Source organism: Streptomyces sp. NPDC007157, from assembly GCF_040634235.1.
Classification (GTDB): Bacteria; Actinomycetota; Actinomycetes; order Streptomycetales; family Streptomycetaceae; genus Streptomyces.
The window spans coordinates 1-21,156 of the sequence record NZ_JBEYFE010000055.1 but is presented as its reverse complement, the minus strand read 5'-3'; the positions used below and the strand labels follow the sequence as shown (position 1 = coordinate 21,156).

The window sequence follows — 21,156 nt, the reverse complement described above, 5'->3', positions numbered from 1 at the left end:
GGGTTTTCCGGCGGTGGTTCTTGCCTTGCGGGCGGCGGCGGGGGGGGGGGGGGGGTGGCCCCCCGCCCCGGGGGCCTCCCGCCCGGCCGGGGCGGTGGGGTTCGCCCCGGGCCCCGGGGCCGTTCCCGTATCCGACCGGGGCCGTTCCCGGATCCCGCCTCACGCCTCTCGGTGGCTCTTGTCGCCCCTGATGAGCGGCGGTTTCCCTCTGTCTCTGGGGACCGCGGAGGGCGTTGTCAGTGGTCTCCCCTACAGTCGCCATCACTTGATCACTGCGGTGCGGGGAGGCACGCATGGGGTGGGTGACGGCCGGGGACTACGAAGTGGCCCTGGACGACGGGAAGGTGGTCTGCCGCAACGCGGCCGGGCGACGGCTGAAGTCCGTGCCCGCGAAGCTCGCGGACGATCCGGCGGTGGTGGGGCTGCGGCAGCTCGTCGAGTGGCTGGAGCGGCACGAACGGCAGTGCCTGGCCGATGTGGAGCGGTGGTTGACCCGTTCGCTGCCGGTGCCGTTGGAGGTCCTCGCCCGCGTCTGGCCGGACCCGGCCTGGCAGGCGGCGCTGCGCGACCTGGTGGTCACCGGCGCCGACGGCGAGGTCGCCGGTTTCCTGCGGGACGCCGACGCCGAGCGCGGGCTCGGCCTGGTGGACCTCGACGGCGACACCGTGCGCATCGCCCCCGACCTGGTCCGGCTGCCGCACCCGGTGCTCCTCGAAGACCTGGAGGAGCTGCGGGAGTTCGCTGTCGAGCTGGGCGTCGAGCAGAAGGCCCAGCAGCTCTTCCGCGAGGTCTGGCACCGCCCGGCCGACCTGGACGCGGACGCCGCCCAGGTCGAGGAGTACGCGGGCGGGGTGTTCAAGGAGCTGCGCTTCCTGCACGGCAGGGCCACGCAGTTGGGGTACCGGGTGCGCGGCGGCCACGCGGTGTGCTCCGTGCTGGAGGAGGGCCGCGGGATCGAGGCCCGGGTCTGGGTCGGTGACTTCGACGCCTACTACGAGACCGAGACCGGCCCGCTGGTGTGGACCGATCCGGCCGGCCGGGCGCTGAAGCTGGGTCAGGTCGGCCCGGTCGCCTGGTCGGAGGGCATGCGCATGGCGGCTGCGCTGTACGCCGGGCGGGACATCGAGGACGAGGAGCGGGCGGCATGACCACGTACGACGACACCACCACGGCCACGCTGCTCGACGCCGGCGCGATCCTGCCGTCGGGCACCACCCGGCGCGAGGACGCCGACGTCCTGACGGCCCGTACCTACACCCACCCCGCCCTGGACGACCGCCCGGTGGTGCGCCTGGTGCCGGGCACCCTCGGCGAGGCCGAGGACCTGGCCCTGGAGTTCCTCGGCCTCGCCCGGGACCCCGAGGCGCCCGAAGTCGGCCAGGTGCGCCGGGAGACCCTGGGCTTCCCCGCCTGGGCACTGGTCCACGACCCGGCCAACGGGCATCACGCCCTCGCCCTGGTCAAGGACGTCGAGCGGCTGGCCCGGCAGGCCAAGTCCAAGCCGGGCAACGCGAAGGAGGGCTTCGAGGCGCTCGGCGAGCGGCTGGGCCGCGCGGTCCCGCACTTCCTGCCGACCTTCTACGAGCAGGCCGCGCGGGTCTTCCTCCAGCACGAGAACACCACCTACGCGGCGGCCTTCTTCGGCAAGGCCCGCGAGGCGGAGCGGGTGCACGCCCTGACCGTGGACGAGGAGCGGCAGCGCGCGGTGTTCCTGGAGTTCGCCTTCGCCGGGGCGCTCACGGTCAAGGCGCTCAAGGAATACGTGAAGGACCTCGCGCGGCGGCTCGAACCGGCCACCGCCTGGGCGCAGTTCCGGCAGCTGACGGTGGAGCGCTGCGCGGCCGGGATGCCCCCGTACGCCTCGCTGCCGCAGGACGCGCGCGGGCTGATCAAGGCAGCGGGTCTCGGCCGGGTCACCGAGGAGTGTGCCCTGGTCGCCGACCTGCTCGCCTCCCCGGCCGCCGTACGGGCGCCGGCCTCCTTCTGGAACGCCTACCGCGGCGTGCTGCCGGTCCTCGCCGAGGAGCGGCCCGAGATCCGGGTGCGGCTGCTGGAGATCATGCCGGCCGGGCTGGGCCGGGAGGTGGCGGACGACGAGTTCTGGCTGGCGCTGCTTGCGGAGTGCGGAGCGGATCAGCTGCTCACCGACGACGGGGACGTGGACGCGGCGGACTGGCTGAGCCGCTGGGCCCAGCACCGCAAGCACGGGGCGGCGTACTCGCACCGCTCCCCCGCGACGCTGGCGCTGGTCGAGCGGATGGCGTCCCGGCTGCGGGCGTCCGGACGGCCCGTGGACCTCTTCACCGGTCGCTGGCATGCCGGGGCCGACCTCGATCTGCTGGACCTGTGCGTGGCGGAGGGCGTCGCACTGGCCGTTCCCGACACGGACGCGCAGGTGCACCTGCCGCTGAGCATCTGGCTGCGCGACGAGCGGGCCGGGCAGCGGGACCTCAAGGCGCTGGCGGCCGAATCCCGTTACCGGACCATGCTGTTCGAGGCCGTCGAAGGGCTCGGGCAGGGTCAGGGGCCCGCGGAGCTCCCCAGGGTGGCCGCGCATCCGGTCCTCGGCGACGTGCTGCGCGAGTGGCTGCGGGAGGCGACCTCGGAGTTCGCCGCCACGACCGGACTGCCCGGCGCCGCCTCCAAGCTGGAGCGGCTGCGCCCCTTCCGGGCGGTGGTACGGGAGAGCCCGCGCGCCGTCGGCCGGCTCACCGGGTACGACGTCGTCCCGGTCCTCGGCCGTACGCTCCGCGCCGGAATCCTCGACGAACTGGGCTGGCCCGCGCTGGAGGAGGCGCTGCGACTGCTCGACTCCGAGGTGCGCAAGGACCGGGACAACGCGCTGTCGGTGACCGAGGCATGGCCCGCACTGATCCTGGCGCGCGGTCACAAGGCGATCGTGGTCGGCCCCGAGGGGGTGCTGCTCACGCACGACCTGCGGCTGCCGACGGATCTGGACCGCTGGCAGCGGCCCCGGTTCCGTTACGTCGACGGCGAGTTGCTGGTGCTGTGGCGGGACGGCTCGAAGCAGCACGGCTACTGGTCGAACCGCCCGTCCGAGGTGTTCCCGCTCGGCGGTGAGCAGGTACCCGGCTGGTGGTCCGGCATGGACGCGGCCAACGCCTCGGTGCCGCTGCCCGGTGGCGGCCGGGCCACGGGCGGCCGCACACTGCATGCCGGGGACACGGTCCTGCCGCCGAGCCGCCCGCTGCTGGGCGACGGCACCACGTACTGGCGTCAGGGCAGGCAGGGGCGGCAGTCGGTGTGGCTGGAGTACGACCCGGCGACCGGTGAGCACGGACGTGCCTCGCTGCCGGCGCTGCTGGCGTCGGCGGTCCGCGAGGACGCCTCGCTGCTGCACGGCTCCTGCGAGGTGCTGCCGTTGCAACCCGGTCTTGAGCACAGCCCGTTCGGAACCGACGGCACGGTCCTGGGGCGCTGGGTGCGCACGGAGGGCGAGGGCGCCGAGGCCCGGACCGTCGCCGGCACGCCGGACGGGCGGACGGCGACCCTGCGGGCGGCCCGCAACGGCCGGGTTCCGGGCGTGCCGCTGGGCGCGCTGCGGCTGCCGGGCGGGGCCGAGCCGATCGCCGCGCAGATGTACCAGAGCGTCGCCCTGCACGCGGAGGACGGCACCGAGCTCGGGCGGGTGTCCTTCGGCGAGTCCGGCGGGGCGTACGCGGCCGGCACCCGTCTGGTGCCGCCGGTCGCGTTCTGGCACGCGCTGCGCCCCCGCGACGAGCACGGGTCGGGGGTACTGCGCGCCCTGACCGACGAGGCGGCCGGTGCGCTGATGCGGGCGACGGCGACGGCACTGGACGAGCGCCGGCAGGCGCTGGCCCTGGCGGGGCAGGACGACAGGGCGAGGGCCGCGGTGCCGGCCGCCGACGAGGTCGCCCTGGCCGCGGTGGCACAGTCGCTGCCCGGACTCACCGACCGGCGGCTGCTGACCGGTGTCTCCTCCCTCGTCCGGGCGGCGCTGCGGGTCGCCGAGTCGGCCGAGTCCCTGGCCACGCCCCCGAAGGAGCGGCCGCGACAGCCCCGGCAGCGGACCGAGGGCATGTTCGCGGACTACTCCCCGGAGCACGGCGGGGACCGGAATCTGCACGACGCCGTCAGCGGAGTCGTGCCCCTGCAGAACGCGTGGCAGAGCGGCTGGGCCGCGCTGCGCCAGATCCGCTCGGTGAACCACGTGCTGTCCGGCAGGCCCGCCGACGGCAGGCCGCTGCCGGGACCCGAGCGGCTCGCCGTCGGCGACGGCTGGCTGAGCGAAGAGCACACCGTCCCCGGCATCGGCGCGATCTGGCCGGCCGTCCTCGGCGTGCTGCGACCGCTCGCCTACCGCGCGGCCTCGCCTGCCCTCACCGACGTCCAGCGCGAGCCGCTGCTCCTGCTGTTCGAGGCGCTGGCCGAGGGACCGCTCCCCGGGCTCGGGACCACGCTGCGCGAAGTGGTGCTCGGCGAACCGCACGACAAACAGCAGCGGACGGGCCAGGTGCTGCGCCGGGACGGCCGTACGGTGGTGATACTCGGCTGCCAGAGGGTGGACGCCCGGCTGGGCCAGGTCGAGTGGCTGGCCCTGGACCACGATCCGTCCGGGGCGTTCGGTGCCGTCGGGCACTTCACGCTGGTCCGGGAGACCCGGCATGCCACCGGGATTCCGGCGGACCGGCTCGCGGCCCTGACCCGGCTGGTCCGGGAGAAGGGCGCCGCGCCCTGGCGGCCCGGAGCCCCCGAGGCGCTGGCGTCCGCGACGAACGGCGGGCTCGGTCCGCTCCAGGCCACGGTGCTGCTGGCCGGCCATCCGCAGGCACCCGGTGCCGAGGGCCTTGCCACCATCGGTCTCAAGCCTCGTCAGCGCGGCTTCGGTGCCGGGCTGTTGAACTCTCTGGGCCTGGACGAGCAGCGGGCGCTCCTCGGCGCGCTGCTGCCGGACGACCCGGCCGAGCTGTGGACGACCGGCCCCGACACGGCGTCCGCTGCGCGGCTCTGGACCGAGCGCCTCGGCACCCTGGTGCGTCTGCCGGAGGACCTCAGTACCGATCTGGCCGGCATGGGCGTCGGTCATGCCGAGGCCGTTCTCAACCCCGCGCGCACCCCCTGGCTCACCCGTACCACGGTGTTCCGGCCCGACAAGGACGGCGACCTGACGCCCGCCGACCCGTCGGCGGTACCCGGTTCGTACGCGCTGGCCGGGGCCGTGCAGAGCCTGGCGGCGCTCGCGTACGTGCTGCCGTACGGGCATACGCTGCGGGCCGGGCTGGCGGACGGACTCCCCGCGCTGCGCCGTCGCCTGGCCGACCCCGAACTGCTGCTCGAACTGGGCCTGGACTGGACGGAGAAGGGCGGCCCGACCTCCGTCCAGCTGCGCAAGGTGTTCGGCCTGCCCGAGTCCGGCGGCGCCGACGCCGACGGCGTGACCCGGGCCGGCGACACGCTGGTACTGCGTCCCTGGTACTCGGACACGGAGCATGTACTGGTCCGGACGGCCACGCTGAGCGGACCGGACGACTCCGTCTTCGGGCTCCTGGAGGGCCTGCTCGGCGAGGGGCGTACGACCTCGCTGCGCGCCGTCCGGACGATCCTCGGCGGCGACCTGGACCGCGCCCTCGCGGCCGACGGACCCGCGGGATACGCCCAGGACCCCACGGTCAGTGTGCCCGCCCTGGTCACCGAGGTCGCTTCGGCCCACGGTCTCGGCGAGGACGCGGCGGCGCTCTACCTCCAGGTGCTGGCGCTGCCCGACCCGACCGACCGCAACTGCGCGCGCTGGACCGGCTGGAAGCCCGCCCGGACGAAGAAGGCACGCGCCGAACTGACGGCGAGCGCTCTGGTCGTGGAGGCCAAGCGCCCGCGCGCCGGCCGCACCCTCTTCCTGCCCGGCGGCTGGCGCGACCTCAAGGCCCCGGCCCTGCCGGTGGAGACCTGGAAGGAAGCGCTCTACCCGGTCTCCGACGGCGCCCGCACCCTGCCGCTGGTCCCGGTGTCGGAGCTGTTCGCCCGCGCCTGGGAGCGCGTGCGGGCCGGGGACGCGCCCGCGTACGAGCAGCTGACCACGCGAGTGACCCGCGGCGGCCGCCGCCGATGACCCCGTTCCGCGCCGCCACCCGCACCCGTCCCGCCGCCGCCACCCGCACCCGTGCCACCACCACCCGTACCACCGCCGGCACCACCACCCGTACCACCGCGAAGGACGACCACCGATGACCGCCAGTGCCGCTCCGCTCCGCCAGATCGTGCCGCCCGAGGACCGGTACGCCACCGAACTGGCCTTCCTCGCGGCGTACGACGCCGGGCCGCGCCCGCCCGCCTGGCGGCTCACGCCCCGCGCCGTCGTCACCTTCGTCATGGGCAGCGGCGGCCAGGCGCTGCGGCTGCCCGACGACGCCGAGGTGCCGGCGGGGGTGCCGCGCCGACTGGTCGTGGAGGACAAGTTCGTCGGCGACCGGGCCCTGGTCGAGCGCTGCGTGGTGACGCTCGCGGGTGAGCGGGGTCTGCTGCTGGTCGGCGAGCCCGGCACCGCCAAGTCGATGCTGTCCGAACTGCTGTCGGCTGCCGTGTGCGGCACCAGCGGGCTGGTCGTGCAGGGCACGGCGGGCACGACCGAGGACCAGCTCAAGTACGGCTGGAACTACGCCCTGTTGCTCGCCCAGGGGCCCAGCCGGCAGGCGCTCGTCCCGTCCCCGGTGCTCACCGCGATGTCCCGGGGCGCCGTCGCACGGGTGGAGGAGGTGACCCGCTGTCTGCCCGAGGTCCAGGACTCCCTGGTGTCGCTGCTGTCCGAACGGCGCATCGCGGTGCCCGAACTAGCGGGCACGGACGACGCGTTGGCGCATGCCGCGCCCGGCTTCACCCTCATCGCCACGGCCAACCTGCGGGACAAGGGCGTCTCGGAGATGTCCGCCGCGCTCAAGCGCCGCTTCAACTTCGAGACCGTGGGCCCGATTCCGGACCTGGACGCCGAGACCGCGCTGGTACGCGGCCAGGCGCGGGCGTCCGTGGAGCGGGCCGGAGCGCCCTTCCAGGTCGACGACGCGGTGCTCGAGGCACTGGTCACCGCGTTCCGGGATCTGCGTGAGGGACGGTCGGCGGAGGGCTGGGAGGTGGAACGCCCGTCCACGGTGATGAGCACGGCGGAGGCGGTGTCGGTGGCGGGTGCGCTGGCCCTGGCCGCGGCCTACTTCCCCGGGGACCGCGACGTTCTCGGCCTGCTCCCGGGCCATCTCCTGGGCGTCGTGCGCAAGGACGATCCCGCCGACGCGGCCCGGCTGCGCGGCTACTGGGACGGTCCGGTACGACGGCGCGCGGAACAGGGCTCGGCGACCTGGCGCACCCTGTGGGACCTGCGCACTGTCCTGGAGGCGTGACCTCGTGACCGACACCCCCGAGGCAGCCCTGGCGGCCCTCACCGACTCCGCCGGGCCGTACCTGATCGGTGTACGGCACCACGCGCCCTCCCTGGCCGCGGCGGTGCCCGCGCTGCTGGACGCGGCGAAGCCGGACGTGCTGCTCGTCGAGCTGCCGGCCGAACTGCAGGACTGGCTGCCGTGGCTGGCCCACGAGGACACCCGCGCCCCGGTGGCCCTCGCGGCGGCACCGGCCGACGGCGGCACCGGCCCGGCGTTCTATCCGTTCGCGGACTTCTCCCCGGAGCTGGCGGCGGTGCGGTGGGCGGCGCGGAGAGCGGTGCCGGTGGTCGCTTGCGATCTGCCGCTGGCTGATCGGGGGTGGCGGGAGGGGGAACGTGCGGCGCAGGGGCCGGGCCGGCTGTCGGGCGCACTGCGTTCCCGGCTCACCGGGCGCCCGGGCGACGACCTCTGGGACCGGCTGGTCGAGGCCGCCGCGCCCGGTTCGACACCGGAGGCACTGCGCCGGGCGGCGCTGTTGACGGGGTGGGCGCTGCGGGAGGAGTCGGCCGTGTCGGAGGTGGACCTGCGGCGGGAGGAGTGGATGCGTTCCAGGCTGGCAGAGGCCACGAAGGGGGGCGAGCGAGCGGCCGCAGTGGTCGGCGCCTTCCACACTCCGGCACTGGTGCGCCCCCTCAGGGACGCGGGGCAGCAGTCGATGTGCGGCTACCGCGGTGTGGGCGCGACCGGCCACACACAATCCGCGGCCGAATGGACCACCTCCCTCATCCCTTACACATACGCCCTGCTGGACGAGCGTTCTGGCTACCCCGCCGGCATCCGCGACCCGGAATGGCAGCACATGGTCCTCGAAGCGGCGGGTGAACCGACCGCGCTGGAGGATGCGTTGACCCGCACAGCCGTACGCATCTGCGCCGAGCTCCGTGCGCAGGGCCACCCCTCGGGCCCGGCCGACGCCAGGGAGATCACCCGCCTCTCCGGAGACCTCGCCCGCCTCCGCAACCTCCCGGCCGCGGGCCGCGGCGAGTTGGTCGAGGCGGTCCAGGCGGTACTGGCACAGGGCGAGCCGTACGGCCGAGGCCGGGCCGTGGCCAAGGCCATGGAGAACGTGTTGGTCGGCCACCGCGTCGGAAGGCCCGCACCCGGCGCCCCGCGCAGCGGCCTCGCCCCGGCCGTGGAGGCCGAGTTGGCCGCCCTCGGCCTGCCCGGCCCGGCGGACCGCGGCCCCGCCCGGGACCTGCGGCTCGACCCCCTGCGCTCGGACCTCGACCGGCGCCGCGAACTGCTGCTGCGCCGCCTGGCGTTGTGCTCGGTGCCGTATGCCGAGCACAGGCCGGTGGCCGGTACCGGCGGTGCCGACGCTCTCACGTCGCGCTGGGAGGTGCGCTGGACTCCGGCCACCGCCGCGATGCTGACGGCGGCGGGGGTCCGCGGGGTCACCCTCGTCCAGGCGGCCGAGGGCCTGCTGCGCGAGCGGAGCCGCAAGGAGCGCGAGGCAGGCGGCCCCACGGCGGCGCAGGTGCTCGACGGCCTGGAGCAGGCGGCCCACTGCGGTCTGCCCGGCCTGGTGGACGAAGGGCTCGACGACACCGCCGCCGTGCTTCCGGACGCCGGCACCCTGCCCGAACTCCTCAGCGGGCTGGCCCTGCTGGACCGGCTGCGGGCCGGTCATGTCGCCGGTCTCGACACGGACGCGGACCGTGCGGCGCGGACGGTCGCCGTGGCCGAGCTGCTGACCGCCGCCGCGGTGCGCCAGGTGGACGGCCTCACCGGTTCCGAGGACCCGGCCGACGCTCACGCCCTGCTCGAACTCGCCCACCGTGCGGATCTGTTGGGTGGTATCCGGCTGACCGACGCGCTGGCCCGGCTGGCCGCCGACGGATCCCCGTTGATGCGGGGTGCCGCCGGAGCCGTTCGTGTCCTGCTCGGTCAGGAGGACCCGGGGGCCTTCGGGGGCCGGGTCGCCTCCTGGGTGGACGGGGCTGTCGACGCCGAGTCGCGGACCGCGCTCACCGCCCGGCTGACGGGGCTGCTGACGGCCGCCGGGCGGCTGCTGGAGGCGGCAGCGCCGGCGCTGGAACCCCTGGTCGGCCGGGTGTCGGAGCTGTCCGACCGGGACTTCCTCGACCGGCTGCCGGCCCTGCGCGGCGGTTTCGACACGCTGAGCCCGGCCGACCGCGGCCGCCTGCTGGCCGGTGTCGAGGCGCGACTCGGCACCGACCGGGTCGCGGACACCGGCACGGTCGACCCGGTGGCGCTGGCCACCTGGACCCGCGCGGATCTCGCGGCCCGCGAAACCCTGCGCACGCTAGGCCTGTTGCCGCCGTCCCGGGAGCGGGCGGAGCCCGAGCCCGCCACCGCCACCGCGCTCCCGGCGGACCATCGGCTGGCCCCCGCCGACCGCTGGCGCCTGCTGCTCGGCCGCCGCACCGATCAACTTCCCCAGCGGGCACGCGCCTTGGCGACCGCGCTGGACGAGTTGTACGGCAGCGGGCGCGGCGAGGGCAGCCGGGGCGACCTCGGGGGCGGGGGCGGCGGCGGGCGTGAGGCACCGTATCCCGGGGTGCGGGAGTGGTCGGAGGAACTGACGGCGCTGTTCGGGCCGGGTGTCCGGGAGGAGGTGCTGGCGGCGGCCGCCGCGACCGGCCGTCAGGACGTGCTGGCCGAGCTGGATCCGGACAGCGTGCGCCCCTCCGTGGACCTGCTGCGCTCGGTCCTGCGGCACGCGGGCGGGCTGCCGGAGGCCCGGCTGGCGGCGCTGCGCCCGCTGGTACGACGCCTGGTCGACGCGCTGACCCGGGAGCTGGCGACGCGGCTGCGCCCCGCGCTGCACGGCACGGCGCTGCCTCGCCCCAGCAGGCGTCCGGGCGGCGGCCTCGACCTGGCTCGCACGCTGCGGGCCAACCTGGCCACCGCCCGCCGGGCGGCCGACGGCACGGTCCAGGTGATCCCGGAGCGCCCGGTCTTCCGGACCCGGGCCCGGCGCGCCGCCGACTGGCGGCTGATCCTGGTCACCGACGTGTCGGGGTCCATGGAGGCGTCGACCGTCTGGGCGGCGCTCACGGCCTCGGTGCTGGCCGGTGTGCCGACCCTGTCCACGCACTTCCTGGCGTTCTCCACCGAGGTCATCGACCTCACCGACCATGTCGAGGACCCGCTGGCACTGCTGCTGGAGGTCAGTGTGGGCGGCGGCACCCATATCGCGGCCGGGCTGCGGCACGCGCGTGAGCTGGTGACGGTGCCGTCCCGGACGCTCGTCGTCGTGATCAGCGACTTCGAGGAGGGTTATCCGGTCGGCGGGCTGCTCGCCGAGGTCAGGGCACTGGTCGGCGCGGGCTGTCAGGTGCTGGGCTGCGCCGGCCTCGACGACTCGGGGCGCCCCCGGTACTCCACCGGGATCGCCGGGCAGCTGGTGGCCGCCGGGATGCCGGTCGCCGCCCTCAGCCCCCTCGAACTCGCCCGCTGGGTAGGGGAGAAGATCGCATGAGCCTCGAACTGCCGCCGGTCGACCCGGCCGTGACCGCCGAACTGGTCACGGCCCTCTCACCCCGGCTGCGCAAACGGCTGGACGCGGGCATCGCCAAGCTGTCGGACCGCCCGGCGGTCCGGGACGGCGACACCGTACGCATCACCGTCGACGACGAGGGCTCGGTGCTCGAACTGCACGCCCCCGAGGGCGTCGTGGCCGATGCGACGGCCATCCGCTGCGGCTGCCTGCTGGCCCCGGACTGCCTGCACCGCGCGGCGGCGGCTTCGGCGGCCCCGGTGGCGGACCCGGCCGCACCCGCGCCGACGGCCGACGCCACCATGGCGGCGCAGGGCGCCGAATCGGTTGTGGCGGTGTCCGGCACGGGGCCGGGGGCCGACTCGGTTGTGGCGGTGTCCGGCACGGGGCCGGGGGCCGACTCGGTTGTGGCAGTGCCAGGCACGGGGCCGGGGGCCGACTCGGTTGTGGCAGTGCCAGGCGCCGACGCGGCCGTGGCAGCACAGGGCGCCGACGGGGTCTCGGACGTGCCGGTGGCGGGCGTCTCCGGGAACGCCGGGAACGCCGGGAAGCCGGTGGCCGACCCGACCACACCGGTGGCCCCCGCTCCCGCCTCCGAGGAGTCCGCCACGCCCCCTCAACACGCCGTCGCCGAAGCGGTCTTCGCCGCCGGGGCCGCCGTACTCGACGCCGGTACGGACGGTTCCGGCGCCGTGCTCCAGGCGGAGCTGCTGCGCACCGCGCACGCCGCGCGCCTCGCGGGGCTCCCCCGGGCGGCCACGGCGGTGGTCTCCATGGTCACCGCGTTGCGTGCGGCCCGCGCGGCCGACCCGGCTTTCCGGCTGGCCGACCTGGTCGCCGCCCTGTCGGAGACCCTGTACGTGGCTCACCGCGTGCCGTCCGCGACGGGTCCGGAACTGACCGGGCTGCGCGGGACCGTACGGCAGCCGTACACCCCGGACGGTTCGCTGCGGCTGTACGGCCTGTTCTCCGAGCCCGTGCTGACCGCGAGCGGCTACGCGGGGGCCGTCACCTGGACCGCCGACGCCGACGGCCGTCTGTACACGGTCTCGGACGTGGCCCCGGGCGGCGCGGGCCGGGCGGTGGGCGCCGCCGACCGCGCCGTACGCATCGGCGACACGGCGTTGACGCACCGCGAGTTGGCGCGGGCGGGTCTCGCGGTGTCCGGGGCGACGGTGTCGCCGACCGGGCGGCTGGGGGCGGGCGCGGGGGTACGGGCCGTGCGCGCGTCCGGTGCGGACTGGCGGGCCGAGCCGCTGGACCGGCTCTGGGCGGTGCCGGTGGCCGAACAGGTCGGGCGGGCCCTGAGCGGAGGGCACGATCTGCTGTTCCTGGAGGTCACGCCGGTCGGCGTGGTGCGTGAGGCGGCGGGCGACGGTCTGCTGGCCGACTGCGGCGGCGTGCCGCTGCGGCTGACGGCGGCGCACGACCATCCGGCGCTCCCGCACCGCGACAACCTGCGGTTGCTGTCCGCCGCCCGGGGCAGCCGACTGCGCGTGATCGCGCGTCTGGTGGCGGCCCCGCACGCCCGTGCGCAGTTGCTCGCGACCGAGCACCCGACGCTCGCCGGGAGCCGTGTCGACCTGGGCCTGGACCGGCTCCAGCACGCGGATCTGCCGGCTCCGGCGCCGGCCACCACCGTACCCACGTCGGAGGAGGCACCTCTGCACCTGCTGCGTCGCCGGGTCGAGCAGGCGGCTTCGGGCGGCCGGCGTGTGCTGGCCTTCCCGGGGAACGCGGCCGCGGACAGCCGCCGGTTGCACCGGCACGGTCTCGCCACGGCCGGGGATATCCTCGACGAGTTGCTCGCGGCCGCGGCGGAACGCTCGCGCGACGCCTTCGGCCGCCTGCTACCGGCGGACACGTGCCGGTTCGCGCGGGCCTGGGTGACCGCGGCGCGCTACGCGGACGAGGTCGACCGTGTGCTGTGCGCCGCGGCCTGGGGCGGGTGACCGGGCCGACCACCGATGCGGGCCGCCACTCCCCCGTGCCGGCGGCCCGCACGACCGGAGTCGTCGAACCCGATCCCGGTGCCCGGTTGAAGCATGCGGCAGCGGGCCGTCGCATGGGTATGCGTACAACTGCGTAGGGGCGCGGGCAGAGAGGAACACGTGTCACAGGGGCTGGACAGGGCCTACGAACGCCTCACCGGGCTGGCCGTGGCCGCGTTGAACGAACGCGAGCCCGAACGACTGTGGCCACTGCTCGCCGACGCGCTGACCGACCTGTGCGGCGGCGAGACGTTGATCTACAAACTGGACGACTGGAACGAGGGCGAGGGCACGCTCGGTATGTCGGCCGCCGCGGCCGCCGAGTTGGGCCGGCTGGGCCACCGGGAGCTGGGCGTGCTGCGCTCGGGCTACCCGTTCGCCCACCACTACGCGGCCGGCCCCGGGCGTGTCCCCGTCACGGCCCGTCGGCTCGCGGGCAAGGCCTGGACGGCGAGCGAGACCGTGCAGGTCCTCGGCCGGGCCCTGGACCTGGACCAGGTCCTGGCGCTCCCGCTGCCCGGGACGGTTACGCCGATCACCGGCTGCCTGGTCTACCGCTCCGGCGCGGACTTCACCGAGGACCACCTACGGACCGCCGAGCGCGCCCAGCCGCTGCTGGCCGCCGTCGAGCAGCAGCGCCAACTGCTGGAACAGTGGCGCCGGTCGGCCGCGACGGCCGGTGAACCGGAGGAACGGGCGGCGGACTGCACGCTGACGCCCCGTGAACTCACCGTCCTGCTTCTGCTCACCGACGCCCTGACGGCGGACGCGATCGGCCGACGTCTGGGCATCTCGGCCCGCACGGTGCACAAACACGTCGAGAACATCTACCGCAAACTCGGCACCCGCGACCGTCTCAGCACGGTCCTGCACGCCCAGCGCCTGGGCCTGGTGCCCGCTCCCGACCGGGCGGCGAGCGGCCGGAGGAGGACCACAACGGTCGGCGGCCGTCGGCACCGGCCGCCACTGACGACGCTGGGTCCGACGGAGTCGGGGCCGTGAAATTGCGTGGACGGCGGCTCCGGCGGCCCGGCAGAGTGGCCGCCCATGACGAGCAGTGAGCTGTGGAGTCACGCCGAGGCCGACCGCTACGACGCGGAGGAGACCGAGATGACCTCGGCGGCCGTGCTCGGGCCGACCGTCGAGTTCCTCGCCGAACTCGCCGGAGGGGGACGGGCGTTGGAGTTCGCCATCGGAACAGGTCGGGTCGGTGTGCCGCTCCGGGAGCGTGGGGTGCCCGTGGTGGGCATCGAGTTCTCCGAGCACATGGCGGCCGTGCTGCGCCGCAAGGTCGACGCCGAGACGCTGCCAGTGGTGATCGGGGACATGGCGACGGCCACCGCGCCCGGCGAGTTCTCCCTGGTCTACCTCGTCTACAACACGATCTCGAACCTGCTGACGCAGGACGAGCAGGTCGAGTGCTTCCGCAACGCGGCCCGGCATCTGGCGCCCGGCGGCCGCTTCGTGATCGAGCTGGGGGTGCCGCCGCTGCGGCTGCTGCCGCCCGGACAGGTCGCGGTGCCGTTCGACGTGTCCGCGGGACACCTCGGTTTCGACACCTTCGACCTGGTCGGGCAGATCCTCGTCTCCCACCACCTCACCCGCGAAGGCGAGGACGGCAGTTACCGCCGCGACGACTCCCGGCACCGGTACGCGTGGCCGGCCGAGTTGGACCTGATGGCCAGGATCGCGGGTCTCGAACCGGAGCGGCGTGTCGCGGACTGGGACGGTTCCCCGTTCACCCAGGACTCGACGAAGCACATCTCCGTGTGGCGCAGGCCCGCGTAGCCGGCAGCGGGCGGGGGCTGTTCAGCCCTGGGGCCCGGCCGCGAGGTGTTCGGTGAAGAGCGGTGTGGCCTCCGCGACGGCGCGGTCGACGTACTGGGGGACGTCGTGGAAGTCCCTGCGGGTGCCGCCCTCGACGACCTCGAGCCTCTTGGGGCCGCGTGCTCGACCGTGGCGTTCGGTGGACATCCCCTGACAGTCGCGGCCGTGCCCGCGCAAGGAGCCTCGGCCTGACGAACCGGGCCGGTTCAGGTGCCGGGCCGGTTCAGGTGCCGGGTCGCCCGGCGGACGCCCAGGCTGCGTATTCCTGGCGGACGTAACGGCGGCGGGCGGGGCCGGGCGTGACCGCGTCGGGTCGGTGCGGACCGGCCACCAGGTCGGGCCGGCACCGGTCGTGCGCCACGAGTTGTCCGGCGGTCTGTGCGGCGGCGCCGGCCGGGCCGGGGTCGGAGCTTTCCAGGGCCATACGGTCCATGAGGGCCGCCCGGCGCAGCAGCCAGGCGCGTTCGGCGACCGCGGCGTCGGCCGGCGGGCGGGCGACGGTCCTGGCCTGGCGGCCGTCGCGCTCGGCCCCGAGGGCAAGCACATGGTGCATTTCGCGGCGCAGGTCGGGCGCGTTCGCGTACGCCTCTCGCGGGGGCGGAGCGTCGATCCCCTCGCCGGCGTCCGGGGTGACGCCCTCGTCCGGTGGGCCGGGGCACACGCCATGGCGTGCGAGGCCGGTCATGCCGAACACCTCAGGCAGGCGCGGACCTCGCGGCCGCCGCGCGTCTGGTGGACCTCGGTCGACTCTGCGAGGCACTGGACGATGCCGGTGCCGCGTCCGTGCTCGTCCGGGGCGATGTCCGGGCGGGGGCGCTCCACGGCGGTGCCGGAGTCACTGACCACAATGTGCAGGGTGCCGAGGTCGAGCAGGAGCAGCAGGGTCATGCGCTCGCGCCCGTACCGGGCGGCGTTGGCCGCGAGTTCGTCGACGATGAGAACGGCGGAGTCCCGCTCGCTCTCGGGAACGCTCCAGGTCTCCAGCAGATCGGCCGCGAAGTGACGAGCGGCGGGAACGTGCGCCTCCTGCGCGGGCAGGGTGAGCAGTGCCTCGCGGCGGCAGAGCGGGGAGAGCAGTGAGCTCAGGCGGGGGGAATCGGTTACAGACATGGTCTTCTGACTCTTCTGTGGATGTGCGGAGACCGGAACGTGGGAGACCGGATCGTGGGAGACCGCCTACACATTCGAGGAGCGGTCGGTATGCCGGATCCTGTGGAGAAGCTCTCATTCAGTTCCACGGACGAGGCATGCCGAGCGGTTCGGGGAATTCGCACCTTTTGCCGTATTTCCTGTCAGGTCCGGCCGGGGCCGACGGAAGGCCGACTCGTTCGCCTCGGCCAGGGGAGCCGCGGACGCCGGCCGTCGGGTGGCCGGCGATCGGCCGACCTGCCCCCGGTCGGGACACCGACGCGTCGAGCAGGCCAAAGGTCGGTCCTCTTCGCGAGAGCCCGCGACGAGAGGGGCCGGCGCTCAGCGCCGCGGCGACCGCTGGAGGTGAGCGGGCCGGAGTCCCGCGAACGGCCTTGGTCCGGTGCGTCAGAGTCCGCCCGACCCAGGGTCGGGCGGACTCCTCGCGACCTCACGCCCGGATGGTGACGAGCTTCTGACCGTTGCCGGCGACGATCTCGAAGTGCTCGATGGCACTCGGAGACATGGGGACCGCACCTGGGACCGTGGTGCCAGGAGGGTATTCGCCCGCCCGCCAGGTGGCGCCGTCCGCCCTGACCCCGCCACGCCCGACCGCCTGCAGCCGGCAGGTGATCCCGGCGGGCGCCCCCTTGGCGGAGACCAGCAGGACGCTGCCCCAGGCAGAGGGCGAGACCTTCACCGAGGCGGTGACGCCGGTGGTGGGATCGTTTCCGGAGAAGGTGCGCGCGGGAGCAGGCGCGGTCGGTCCCGGCTGCTTCGCCTCACTGCTCAGGGACCCGGCGGTCGCCAGCCAGGTGCCGGCGGCCGCTCCCGCCATGAGCATCACGGAGGCGGCGGCGCCCGCCAGCTGCAGCCGCCACGTCCTGCGGCGCCGGGCCGCGGCCTGCCGCAGCAGCCTTTCCAGCACCCCCGCCTCGCGCGCCTGCGGCGCCCCGGCCGCGGCAGGCCGCGCGGGCGGAGTGCCCTGCGTGCTCTCGGCCGCCCGGGCCACCAGCCGACCCGCCAGGTCCTCGTCGGCAGCCGGCACCGTCCGGCCCGCGGCTTCCGTCGCGGTCACCGTCGCCAGCAGTGCGGGCAGTCCCGCCAACTGTGCGTGTTCCGCCCGGCACTCGGCGCATCCCGCGAGATGGTCACGCACCTGTTCCATCTCAGCCGGAGGCAGCGTGCCCAGGACGTACCCTCCCAGCGCCAGCCGGAGGGCGTCGCAATGCGCACTCATGGTCGCCACCTCCCGCACGGCATGATCATGGCTCAATGCCCCGTTCCCGCAGCGCCAGCCGCAGGGCGTGCAGGGCGTAGTACGTCCGCGACTTCACGGTGCCCAGCGGGATGCCCAGCACCCGCGCGGCCTCCGCCATGGTCCGGCCGCGGTAGTAGGTCTCCAACAGGACCGCGCGGTGGTCCGGGGACAGCGCCCGGAGGGCGTCGGCCACCGCCCAGCTCTGCAGCGCCTGCTCGATCTCGTCCTGGCCCGGCGCCTGCTCCGCGACCCGGTCGAGGGCCTCGCCGCCGACCTCGGGAGGCCTGGCCTGCCGGGCCCGGTGGGCATCGATGACCAGGTGCCGGGCGACCGTGCACAGCCACGCCCGGGCCGGGCCTCGAGCGGGCTCGAACGCGTCGGGATGCTGCCATGCTCGCAGCAACGTCTCCTGCACGACGTCCTCCGCCCATTGCCGGTCACCCGAGGTCAGCCGGAGCGCGTAGTGGAACAGGGGTCCCGCGTGCTCGGCATACAGGGTGCGCAGCAGTTCCTCGTCCGTGGTCGAAAGTGTCCCTGTACCAGAGACACGGTCCGCGGAGCGATCCGGATCGGTCCTCGGGCCACGTTTTCGGGAACGCCAGGACATAAGGCGATCATCGCGCACACTTACGGCTTTGTCCTGTGATGCACTGCACCCGCACCGTCACTCTCCGTGATCGAACGCCGGGCTCGCGCATGCAGGACGCCGGAGGTGCGACAGGCCCTCGGCGACCACAAGAAAGCGCCACAAAGGCGACCGCACGAAAGCGCCACAAAAAGGTGCGAACCGACCGAACCGTTCGCCCCCGTCGCCCGTGGAGTCAGTCAAGAGCCGACGTAGGCGGCACGCCTTGTACGAACCTCGGGCCGATCCCGGCCCTCGGACAGGGAACTGCCGCGTACCGCCCGGGACTTCGCTTCGTCCGCGCACTCCGTCGGCGCACCGCCCATCCCAACCCGATCACGAGGAAGGAGCAGCATGTATCCGCATTTTCGTACACCAGGCCGGCGGTCACGCACCGCGGCCGGGCTCGCCGTCGCCACCGCCGGCGCGGTGGTTCTCCTGAGCGCATGCGGCCAGTCGTCGCATTCCTCATCCACCGGCGCCGCCGCCATCACACCGGGAGGGGGTCAGCATCGGACGGCCGGGATGCCCGGTGCCTCCGGACCGGAGAACGCGGCAGACTCCGCTCCCGGCGCCTCACCCATGCCCAACATGAGCATGCCCATGAGCTCCCCGAGCACCGGGACGTCGACCGCGCCGGTGGCCGGGAACGCCGTAGCGATCAAGAACTTCGCGTTCTCCCCGGCCACCGTGAAGGTCAAGGCGGGCACGACGGTGACCTGGACCAACCAGGACACCGACCCCCACACCGTCACCAGCGCCAGAACGGGCGGCCCGTTGCATTCGGCCGCCCTGACCACCCACGCCTCCTACAGCTACAGGTTCACCAAGCCCGGCACCTACGCCTACCTCTGCACCATCCATCCGTTCATGACCGCCACCGTGGAGGTGACCTGATGGCCGAGTACCTCGACCCTCACCAAGCAGCACCGATCGGCGACTCCGAGCGGCCCGCCCGGGAACACGACATGAACCGGCGCCAACTCCTCCGGCACGCAGGATGGTTCGGCGGGGCCGTGGTGCTGACCGTGGCCGGCGGAGAGGTGGTCAGTCACATCGCCGGCCCCCGGGACACCGCCGCCGGGGCCGCCCCGGTGGCACGCGACACGACGGCGAACGGCGCACTGCGATTCGTGCAGGTCTCCGACAGCCACATCGGCTTCCAGGGTCCGGCGAACACGGACGTGACCGGCTCCTTCAAAGAAGCGATCCACCAGGTCAACTCGCTCGGTTTCCGGCCCGACTTCGTCATGCACAGCGGCGACCTCACCCACCTTTCCACGGCGGCACAGTTCGACCAGGTCAGACAGATGATGACCGGCATGGAGACCGACCGCGTCTTCACCGTGCCCGGCGAGCACGACTCCATCGGCGATGCGGGCCGCGCCTACCGGCGGACCTTCGGCAAGGGCACGCTCGGCGACGGCTGGTACAGCTTCGACACCCACGGCGTGCACTTCATCGCCCTGGTCAACACCCTGAGCCTGGAGAAGCTCGGTCATCTGGGCAACGAACAGATCGAGTTCGTGCGCAGGGACCTCAGGGGACTGTCGTCGGACACGCCCATCGTGGTCTTCAGCCACATTCCGCTGTTCGCCATGTACCCGCGGTGGGGCTGGAGTACGGACGACGCGTTGAAGGTCATCGCGCTCCTGCGCCGCTTCTCCTCCGTCACCTGTCTCAACGGGCATGTCCACCAGCTGTTCACGAAGACGGACGGCAACATCACCTTCCACTCCGCCACCACCACGGCCTACCCGCTGCCGAAGCCCGGCCGGGCCCCCGCCCCCACCCCTCAGGTCGTCCCCGCCCGACAGCTCAAGGACGCACTCGGCATTCGCACCGTCGGCTACCGGCAGGGCGACCGGGAGCTGGCGATCAAGGACAAGAGGCTGACATGACGCTCGAAAGACTCCTCGACCCGGCCCTGCGTGTGGCGACCGCCGGCACGCTCGCCGCGAGCGGGTACATCCACGCCCGGCTCTACGCCGACGGGTACCGCTTCATCCACATCGTCGGCCCCCTGTTCCTGGTCCAGGCGAGCGTGTCCTTCGCGGTCGCCGCCCTGCTGCTGATCGGGATGCCTCCGCTGCTGAGCGTCGCCGCCGGCGGTGTGGCGCTGGGTGCCCTCGGCGGATTCGCCGCCTCACGCACCGTAGGCGTCTTCGGATTCACCGAACACGGTCTGCAGCCCGCCCCACAGGCCCTGCTCAGTCTGCTGGCCGAAGCCGGGACCCTGCTGCTCCTAGCCGTCCGGCAGGCAAGCGTGACCAGACGGCGCCGTGCTGCCCGGCCTCCTCTCAGGCCACCCGTCTGGGAGCGGGTCACCCTCCACACACCACCCAAGTGACGGAACCAAGGAGTCTCCCCCATGTCACCGCAACCACAGCCGGCAACCACCGGACCGGGCCCGCACCTGCGCAGGCTGAGGGACAGCGTGCGCGCCCTGCTCGGCCTGGACGACGACACAGCCGTCGTGATCCGCCAGTTCCAGTACACCGAACCCGGCCGTCCACCACGGAAGACCGTCGTCGCCGTGCTGCCCATGGACGGCGAGGCACACCGCTGGACTCTCCACCGTCCTCCCGACGAGATCACCGAGCGGGTTCTACGGGCCGCGCTCCTCCCCCACCCGCCGAACTGACGGGAACCGAGTCCGACCTGCCGACATCCCCGCAACGCCTCCCGGCGGTGCCCCGAACGCAGGGACACCGCCGAGGAGAACCCGCCGCGGGGCCCACGGCGTCGGACTTCCTCATGAGGTCCGTGGTCCAGGGGAGCAGGAGTTCGTCAGCCTCCGATGTACTCCTGGAGCCACGGCAGCGTCAGCGCCCGCGTGGCCTTGGTACTGCGACGGCCACCAGAGCCGCGCGGTTGGGCACGCCGAGCTTGCGCATGCTGGAGGTGAGGCTCGACTTCACGGTCTCGGCGCCGATCCCGAGCTTCGCGGCGATCTCCCGGTTCGTCGCGCCGAGCGCGACCTCGGCGAGGATCTCCCGTTCGCGGGCGGTCAGGCCCGCACCTGCCGCCTGTCGACCGCCGGGCGCCGCGACCACGGACGGATCGGCCGGTACGCCGTCCATGGCCTCGCCGGTCAACCGCCGGACGAGGGCGTCGAGTTGCTGCCGCTGCGGCCCGTCGGGAATCGAGGACGCGATGTGCACGAGTTCCGCGCAGATGCCGACGAGCCGACGACGCTCGGCCACGCTCGTCGTCGCATCGGCCGCCCGTCTGCCGTCCACGACCGTCCCTCCGGCCGCCGCCCGCAGGTTGTCCAGGCGGCAGCTCAGCGCCAGGTCCTCGGCCAGTTCCGCTCCAGGGCACGTACGACCGTCATGACATCGCCCATGACCCGGTCGCCGAAGACGCACTCATGGCGCAGGCCGCCCCAGAGCACGCCCCGAGGGCCCCGGGGCACCCGGATCGGGACGGCGAAGGAAGCGCGGATCCGT

General features: G+C 74.1%; 17 protein-coding genes and 1 pseudogene. 12 read left to right on the top strand and 6 right to left on the bottom strand.

Features of this window, described 5'->3' with window-relative positions:
• The first annotated feature begins 293 nt into the window (after positions 1-293).
• From ABZ642_RS45745 to ABZ642_RS45710, 8 genes are all read left to right on the top strand, one after another.
• Complete coding sequence (locus tag ABZ642_RS45745; RefSeq protein ID WP_360497463.1) at positions 294-1,148, top strand: DUF4132 domain-containing protein; 855 nt, start codon at positions 294-296, stop codon at positions 1,146-1,148.
• Positions 1,145-6,088, top strand: a complete 4,944-nt coding sequence (locus ABZ642_RS45740) for a hypothetical protein (RefSeq protein WP_360497461.1) — start codon at positions 1,145-1,147, stop codon at positions 6,086-6,088. Before ABZ642_RS45745 ends, ABZ642_RS45740 begins: the two co-directional genes overlap by 4 nt.
• Positions 6,085-6,207 (top strand): hypothetical protein, encoded by a 123-nt coding sequence (locus ABZ642_RS45735; RefSeq protein WP_360497458.1) that lies wholly within the window; start codon positions 6,085-6,087, stop codon positions 6,205-6,207. The genes ABZ642_RS45740 and ABZ642_RS45735 overlap by 4 nt, the downstream gene beginning before the upstream one ends.
• Positions 6,204-7,367: an AAA family ATPase gene (locus tag ABZ642_RS45730; RefSeq protein WP_360497455.1), complete on the top strand. Its 1,164-nt coding sequence runs from the start codon at positions 6,204-6,206 to the stop codon at positions 7,365-7,367. The genes ABZ642_RS45735 and ABZ642_RS45730 overlap by 4 nt, the downstream gene beginning before the upstream one ends.
• Before the next feature lie 4 nt (positions 7,368-7,371).
• Entirely contained in the window at positions 7,372-10,854 is a 3,483-nt protein-coding gene (locus ABZ642_RS45725) for a DUF5682 family protein (protein ID WP_360497452.1), read from the top strand.
• On the top strand, positions 10,851-12,824 hold the full coding sequence (locus ABZ642_RS45720; protein WP_360497449.1) for a hypothetical protein: 1,974 nt from the start codon (positions 10,851-10,853) through the stop codon (positions 12,822-12,824). Before ABZ642_RS45725 ends, ABZ642_RS45720 begins: the two co-directional genes overlap by 4 nt.
• 159 nt (positions 12,825-12,983) lie before the next feature.
• Complete coding sequence (locus tag ABZ642_RS45715) at positions 12,984-13,865, top strand: LuxR C-terminal-related transcriptional regulator (RefSeq protein ID WP_360497446.1); 882 nt, start codon at positions 12,984-12,986, stop codon at positions 13,863-13,865.
• Between the two features lie 45 nt (positions 13,866-13,910).
• Positions 13,911-14,651, top strand: a complete 741-nt coding sequence (locus tag ABZ642_RS45710; RefSeq protein WP_360497443.1) for a class I SAM-dependent methyltransferase — start codon at positions 13,911-13,913, stop codon at positions 14,649-14,651.
• A gap of 21 nt (positions 14,652-14,672) precedes the next feature.
• On the opposite strand, the gene ABZ642_RS45705 is transcribed toward ABZ642_RS45710, so the two are convergent.
• The 5 genes from ABZ642_RS45705 to ABZ642_RS45685 all read right to left on the bottom strand — a co-directional run bounded on the left by ABZ642_RS45705 (position 14,673) and on the right by ABZ642_RS45685 (position 17,686).
• Positions 14,673-14,837 (bottom strand): hypothetical protein, encoded by a 165-nt coding sequence (locus ABZ642_RS45705; protein ID WP_360497440.1) that lies wholly within the window; start codon positions 14,835-14,837, stop codon positions 14,673-14,675.
• Between the two features lie 76 nt (positions 14,838-14,913).
• Positions 14,914-15,375: a hypothetical protein gene (locus ABZ642_RS45700; protein WP_360497437.1), complete on the bottom strand. Its 462-nt coding sequence runs from the start codon at positions 15,373-15,375 to the stop codon at positions 14,914-14,916.
• Positions 15,372-15,800, bottom strand: a complete 429-nt coding sequence (locus ABZ642_RS45695; protein WP_360497434.1) for an ATP-binding protein — start codon at positions 15,798-15,800, stop codon at positions 15,372-15,374. The genes ABZ642_RS45700 and ABZ642_RS45695 overlap by 4 nt, the downstream gene beginning before the upstream one ends.
• 469 nt (positions 15,801-16,269) lie before the next feature.
• Complete coding sequence (locus ABZ642_RS45690) at positions 16,270-17,058, bottom strand: zf-HC2 domain-containing protein (protein ID WP_360497431.1); 789 nt, start codon at positions 17,056-17,058, stop codon at positions 16,270-16,272.
• Positions 17,059-17,083: 25 nt separating this feature from the next.
• On the bottom strand, positions 17,084-17,686 hold the full coding sequence (locus ABZ642_RS45685; RefSeq protein ID WP_360497428.1) for a sigma-70 family RNA polymerase sigma factor: 603 nt from the start codon (positions 17,684-17,686) through the stop codon (positions 17,084-17,086).
• Between the two features lie 621 nt (positions 17,687-18,307).
• On the opposite strand from ABZ642_RS45685, the gene ABZ642_RS45680 reads away from it, so the two are divergent.
• Genes ABZ642_RS45680 through ABZ642_RS45665 form a run of 4 tightly spaced genes read left to right on the top strand, consistent with a single transcriptional unit; the run spans position 18,308 to position 20,348 of the window.
• Positions 18,308-18,601 (top strand): plastocyanin/azurin family copper-binding protein, encoded by a 294-nt coding sequence (locus ABZ642_RS45680; RefSeq protein ID WP_360497425.1) that lies wholly within the window; start codon positions 18,308-18,310, stop codon positions 18,599-18,601.
• Positions 18,601-19,605 (top strand): metallophosphoesterase, encoded by a 1,005-nt coding sequence (locus ABZ642_RS45675; RefSeq protein ID WP_360497422.1) that lies wholly within the window; start codon positions 18,601-18,603, stop codon positions 19,603-19,605. The genes ABZ642_RS45680 and ABZ642_RS45675 overlap by 1 nt, the downstream gene beginning before the upstream one ends.
• On the top strand, positions 19,602-20,054 hold the full coding sequence (locus ABZ642_RS45670) for a hypothetical protein (protein ID WP_360497419.1): 453 nt from the start codon (positions 19,602-19,604) through the stop codon (positions 20,052-20,054). The genes ABZ642_RS45675 and ABZ642_RS45670 overlap by 4 nt, the downstream gene beginning before the upstream one ends.
• Positions 20,055-20,075: 21 nt before the next feature.
• Positions 20,076-20,348, top strand: a complete 273-nt coding sequence (locus ABZ642_RS45665) for a hypothetical protein (RefSeq protein ID WP_360497416.1) — start codon at positions 20,076-20,078, stop codon at positions 20,346-20,348.
• A 181-nt stretch (positions 20,349-20,529) separates the two neighbouring features.
• Here ABZ642_RS45665 and ABZ642_RS45660 read toward each other — a convergent pair.
• Positions 20,530-21,152: pseudogene (locus tag ABZ642_RS45660) on the bottom strand (LuxR C-terminal-related transcriptional regulator).
• Between the last annotated feature and the right edge of the window lie 4 nt (positions 21,153-21,156).

What these genes read in the sequence shown, in the direction of transcription:
- ABZ642_RS45685 (WP_360497428.1), bottom strand. Translation starts at nt 17,686, where the DNA reads ATGTCCTGGCGTTCCCGAAAACGTGGCCCGAGGACCGATCCGGATCGC.
- ABZ642_RS45720 (WP_360497449.1), top strand. Translation starts at nt 10,851, where the DNA reads ATGAGCCTCGAACTGCCGCCGGTCGACCCGGCCGTGACCGCCGAACTG.
- ABZ642_RS45670 (WP_360497419.1), top strand. Translation starts at nt 19,602, where the DNA reads ATGACGCTCGAAAGACTCCTCGACCCGGCCCTGCGTGTGGCGACCGCC.
- ABZ642_RS45710 (WP_360497443.1), top strand. Translation starts at nt 13,911, where the DNA reads ATGACGAGCAGTGAGCTGTGGAGTCACGCCGAGGCCGACCGCTACGAC.
- ABZ642_RS45695 (WP_360497434.1), bottom strand. Translation starts at nt 15,800, where the DNA reads ATGTCTGTAACCGATTCCCCCCGCCTGAGCTCACTGCTCTCCCCGCTC.
- ABZ642_RS45680 (WP_360497425.1), top strand. Translation starts at nt 18,308, where the DNA reads ATGAGCTCCCCGAGCACCGGGACGTCGACCGCGCCGGTGGCCGGGAAC.
- ABZ642_RS45705 (WP_360497440.1), bottom strand. Translation starts at nt 14,837, where the DNA reads ATGTCCACCGAACGCCACGGTCGAGCACGCGGCCCCAAGAGGCTCGAG.
- ABZ642_RS45730 (WP_360497455.1), top strand. Translation starts at nt 6,204, where the DNA reads ATGACCGCCAGTGCCGCTCCGCTCCGCCAGATCGTGCCGCCCGAGGAC.
- ABZ642_RS45700 (WP_360497437.1), bottom strand. Translation starts at nt 15,375, where the DNA reads ATGACCGGCCTCGCACGCCATGGCGTGTGCCCCGGCCCACCGGACGAG.
- ABZ642_RS45690 (WP_360497431.1), bottom strand. Translation starts at nt 17,058, where the DNA reads ATGAGTGCGCATTGCGACGCCCTCCGGCTGGCGCTGGGAGGGTACGTC.
- ABZ642_RS45740 (WP_360497461.1), top strand. Translation starts at nt 1,145, where the DNA reads ATGACCACGTACGACGACACCACCACGGCCACGCTGCTCGACGCCGGC.
- ABZ642_RS45665 (WP_360497416.1), top strand. Translation starts at nt 20,076, where the DNA reads ATGTCACCGCAACCACAGCCGGCAACCACCGGACCGGGCCCGCACCTG.
- ABZ642_RS45745 (WP_360497463.1), top strand. Translation starts at nt 294, where the DNA reads ATGGGGTGGGTGACGGCCGGGGACTACGAAGTGGCCCTGGACGACGGG.
- ABZ642_RS45735 (WP_360497458.1), top strand. Translation starts at nt 6,085, where the DNA reads ATGACCCCGTTCCGCGCCGCCACCCGCACCCGTCCCGCCGCCGCCACC.
- ABZ642_RS45675 (WP_360497422.1), top strand. Translation starts at nt 18,601, where the DNA reads ATGGCCGAGTACCTCGACCCTCACCAAGCAGCACCGATCGGCGACTCC.